Source organism: Alteromonas sp. AMM-1 (assembly GCF_047290655.1).
Lineage (GTDB): Bacteria > Pseudomonadota > Gammaproteobacteria > Enterobacterales > Alteromonadaceae > Alteromonas > Alteromonas mangrovi.
On the sequence record NZ_JBLBUE010000227.1, the window covers coordinates 1 to 4,554 of the forward strand.

Consider the following 4,554-nt stretch of genomic DNA (forward strand, 5'->3'; position numbering starts at 1 on the left):
AAACCATGAGGTAAATACCTGTGGCAGACTGCGGTCTGCCACAACTACTGATCGGGCAAGCCATAATACCAGTGATCGGGTGTATCAGAATTGGGGTGATCGAGAGGCCGGAATTAGTGATCGGGAAATGCCTAATACGCAAACGCTCGTTAATGCGGGTTATTAGGGTACGCAGTACCCTAATGCTAGACTCGACTCCCGCTGGCACGGCATTGTAACACTCAGGGGTAACTGTATTAGAACGAGCAGACACTATTCCCTCCCGTCCTGCTAGACCTATCGAAATGTGTAACATTTCGTTCTAAAAAATCATTAATCTTTTAGCCTAATTTGACGTATCAAAACACTATATATTGTGTTACATTTTAACTATGTTACTAAGTATGGTTATGCTGCTGGGGATAACAAATGTTGAGTGCTATATTTTATAAGGGTTCGAGAGTAGATTTAGACCAACCCACCCACTCGCTTGTTACATTTTTCTCAGGACATAATAAGATTTAAAATAAAAATAATGCCCGGCTAAGATGTCGGGCGATTTTTTGCGCTAGTGAAGTGATTGGAACTATGAAATACACCACGTTTAATCAGGAAAAAACCAACCAGCTTGAAGAACCTATGTTTTTCGGCAAGCCGGTAAACGTTGCCCGCTATGACCAGCAGAAACATTCCATTTTTGAAAAGCTCATCGAAAAGCAGATCAGCTTTTTCTGGCGACCTGAAGAGGTGGACGTAAGCCGTGACCGTGTCGATTTTCAAAAACTGAGCGATCCTGAAAAGCACATTTTCATTTCTAATTTGAAATACCAGACTTTGCTGGACTCTGTTCAGGGTCGCAGTCCAAATATCGCATTTTTACCAATTATTTCCATTCCTGAACTGGAAACCTGGGTTGAGACCTGGTCGTTTTTTGAGACCATTCATTCGCGCTCGTACACCCATATTTTGCGCAACTTATTTGTAGATCCAAGCGAGATATTTGAAGACATCGTAGAAAATGATGAAATCAAGCGCCGTGCAACCGATATCTCCCGCTACTACGACGATTTAATATACGCAACGCAGCTTTGGCAAACCCAAGGCGAAGGTACTTATACGCTCGATGGCGAACCCTACGTGGTTTCTATGCGTGAGCTTAAAAAGAAGCTTTACCTGTGTATGAACTCAGTTAACGCACTTGAAGCTATTCGCTTCTATGTGTCGTTTGCCTGCACATTTGCCTTTGCTGAACGCGAGCTAATGGAAGGTAATTCCAAAATTATTCGTTTGATTGCCCGTGATGAAAACCTGCACCTTACCTCTACTCAGCATATTCTGAATTTGTGGGCAAAAGGCAAAGACGACCCGGAAATGGCTGAGATTGCCGTTGAATGTCAGGACGAAGCCCAGGCTATCTTCCTCAAAGCAGTGGAACAAGAAAAACAGTGGGCAGAATATTTATTCCAACACGGCTCAATGATTGGTTTAAACAAAGAAATTTTGTGTCAGTACGTTGAGTACATTGCGAATCAACGCATGTCAGCCATAGGTATGGGCACACCGTTTGAGGTGACCAGCAACCCACTGCCATGGATGAACAACTATCTGGTATCAGACAACGTTCAGGTTGCACCACAAGAGTCAGAAATAAGTTCTTACCTGGTTGGTCAGATTGATTCTTCTGTGAGTGAAGATGATTTCGCGGACTTCGAATTATAAGGAATGACCAACAAGGACGATGACCACCGTATCGATGTTATCGATACGGTGTCAGAAAAGGTGACAATCACCTCGCAAGCCAACAAAACGCTATTAGAAAGCCTGGAATCACATAACATTGACGTACAATTTCATTGTCGGGAAGGGTTTTGTGGTGCTTGCCGAACCAAAATCCTGTCTGGGGAAGTAGATTATACTACTGATCCCCTCGCCTTCATCGACGACGACGAAATCCTGCCCTGTTGTTGTAAACCTATCTCAGATATCACGATAAAAATAGCATTCTGAATGTTGTTATACCCATTCGTATAGAAGTTTACTCAGTCAGCAACAAGCGTTATTAATCAACAACAATGATACAAACCTTTGAAATATATTAGCTATAGATGCTTTTTAAGCAACTAACGCTGCGCCTTTACCCATAAAACTAACGCGATCCCACCCAACACACACAAGGCACTGAACACCATTCGGTAAGTAATCGCCTCTTGTAATACGCCCCATCCCATGAGCATGGCTATCACTGGCACCGACAATTGAATGGTAGCCGCTTTTAAAGCCGGCATATGCGGTAATACCGCGTACCAAATGGCATAACCTACACCAGATGCCAACGCGCCTGAAGCAACGGCATAACCTATCCCTGTGGTAGATGAAAAGCTATAAGATAAATCCGGTACAAACATCAGTAAAAGTACCAATGCCATCGGCGCAGCTCTTAAAAAATTGCCAGCGGTCGCGTCTGTGGGTGCGCCTGCTTGTTTTCCCATTACGGAATAGCCGCCCCACGCAATACCTGCAAGTGCCATTAACAGCGCACTACCAAGTGCTGGCACTGCACTGTTCGGCAATAGCAACATTATTAGCCCGGTAACAGCCAGAGCGAAACCAAACCATTGTATTGCCGTCAGCCGTTCACCTTGAAAAATACCCCACAACAACATAGTGATCTGCACTGAGCCAAATAATACTAAGGCCCCCGCCCCGGCTGTCATCGTTATGTATGCAAACGAAAACGCGCCAGCGTAAATGAACAGGGCCAACGCCATGAGCCAGTTCCCGCGCCGGGGCAGCGATGACTGTGTAACAGCAACGATCACCAGCAACGTGATAGCGCCACTTACTAATCGCCAGGCAGTAAAACTAGCCGGATCGATACTGGTTTCCACCAGTGCCATACGACACAACAGTGAATTGGCAGCAAACGCAAACATGGCGATTGATGCCAGTACAATTAGTTTTAACCTGGTCACGTAAGTTGTCCTTTATTTTTAGAACATACAGACAAAAAAATACCCGCATAGGCGGGTATTTCAACATAATTTTCGTTTAATGATTAAAGTGACAAGCCTAAACGCTCTGCTACTTCAATATAAGTTTCCACTACTGAACCTAAGCCCTGACGGAAACGGTCTTTATCCATCTTTTTACGGGTTTCTTTATCCCATAAGCGACAGCCATCTGGCGTGAATTCATCGCCCAAGACAATGTTACCGGCAGAATCAACGCCAAATTCCAGTTTGTAATCCACCAGGATCATGCCTGCTTCATCAAACAAGGCTTTCAGTACATTGTTTACTGCAAACGTTAGTTCTTTCATGCGAGCAATCTGAGCTTCCGTTGCCCAACCAAACGACACAATGTGGTAATCATTTACCATTGGATCGTGCAGCGCGTCGTTTTTCAGGAAGAATTCAAACAAAGGCGGATCCAGTAATTTACCTTCCTCAACGCCTAAACGACGCACCAGAGAACCTGCTGCTACGTTACGAACTACGCATTCTACCGGGATCATTTTCAGTTTTTTAACCAACGACTCGGTATCCGACAATAACGCTTCAACCTGTGTGGCAATACCTGCTTCTTCAAGTTTGTTCATGATGAAGTGGTTAAACTTATTGTTTACTTCGCCCTTGCGATCCAGCTGTTCAATTTTCTGGCCATCAAACGCCGATGTGTCATTGCGAAAATACAAAATCAGCTTGTTGCTGTCATCGGTCAGGTATACAGTTTTGGCTTTACCACGATAAAGCTCTTCGCGTTTTTCCATTGTGTGTCTCTTAGTTAAATGTCTAGGCCGTCTTCAGTCATTACTTGTTCAAAAGGTTTGAACAGCTTGGTTACCATTTTAGCATCAAATGGTTCACTCTCGTTATTCATAAACGTAATTGACGTTTTCTCGCCCAGATTAGTGATTTTTAAGCGATATTCGTCGTAATCCAGTAGCTGAGACTTGTCTGATGAAAACACATTCTTCCACCAGCTCACATTTTCATCAGTGTACTGAACAAAAATAAGACCATTTGATTTATCAAGGTCTTTCACGTTAAAGCCCAATTTACGTAATACCAACTGAATACGCGGCCACGCTATGTCGTATTTTGAATCGACTACAAACGCTGGATTACCGTCGGCATCAAAACCCATTTCCATATTTAGGCCCTGGCGAATCAGAGCAATACGCTGATTGGTTTCGAGTTGATTGAGGTATTCATAATGACCAATAACCCGGTTCAACACAGCAACTTCATCACGGCGACGTTGCATAGTCGTTAATTCGCCTAATCCGGTACTACCCTGTTTAAAATCGAGTAATGACACGGTTAACTGCGCGGTTCTACCGTGGGGTTTAATATCCAGCGAAAACTGATACTGGCCTTTAGCTGGCGTTTCGGTATCAGATGAAGACCAGTCAAACCAACCACTCTCTTCTTCGCTGGGGTTTAACACCATCCAACCGGTAACCAGTTTCCCTGTGGCAGGGTCGAAGTTCTCAACTGCCACATTGCGATCTTCCAGATACCCAATCAACGAATTCCAGATAGTTTTATCAAGTGTTTCGCTCTCTTTTATCTG

General features: G+C 44.0%; 5 protein-coding genes. 2 read left to right on the forward strand and 3 right to left on the reverse strand.

Annotated features, from left to right (window positions below; all coding sequences use genetic code 11):
* Window positions 1-567: 567 nt before the first annotated feature.
* Window positions 568-1,698, forward strand: coding sequence for a class Ia ribonucleoside-diphosphate reductase subunit beta (gene nrdB, locus ACLR2L_RS19080; RefSeq protein ID WP_413370471.1), 1,131 nt, complete (start codon window positions 568-570; stop codon window positions 1,696-1,698).
* Window positions 1,699-1,701: 3 nt separating this feature from the next.
* Complete coding sequence (yfaE, locus tag ACLR2L_RS19085) at window positions 1,702-1,986, forward strand: class I ribonucleotide reductase maintenance protein YfaE (protein ID WP_413370473.1); 285 nt, start codon at window positions 1,702-1,704, stop codon at window positions 1,984-1,986.
* Between the two features lie 113 nt (window positions 1,987-2,099).
* On the opposite strand, the gene ACLR2L_RS19090 is transcribed toward yfaE, so the two are convergent.
* The 3 genes from ACLR2L_RS19090 to bamC all read right to left on the reverse strand — a co-directional run.
* Entirely contained in the window at window positions 2,100-2,951 is an 852-nt protein-coding gene (locus ACLR2L_RS19090) for a DMT family transporter (RefSeq protein ID WP_413370475.1), read from the reverse strand.
* Between the two features lie 83 nt (window positions 2,952-3,034).
* Complete coding sequence (purC, locus tag ACLR2L_RS19095) at window positions 3,035-3,748, reverse strand: phosphoribosylaminoimidazolesuccinocarboxamide synthase (RefSeq protein WP_140957260.1); 714 nt, start codon at window positions 3,746-3,748, stop codon at window positions 3,035-3,037.
* 14 nt (window positions 3,749-3,762) lie between these two features.
* Window positions 3,763-4,554, reverse strand: a 792-nt coding sequence (gene bamC / locus ACLR2L_RS19100) for an outer membrane protein assembly factor BamC (protein ID WP_413370477.1), incomplete at its 5' end; no start/stop codon positions are given.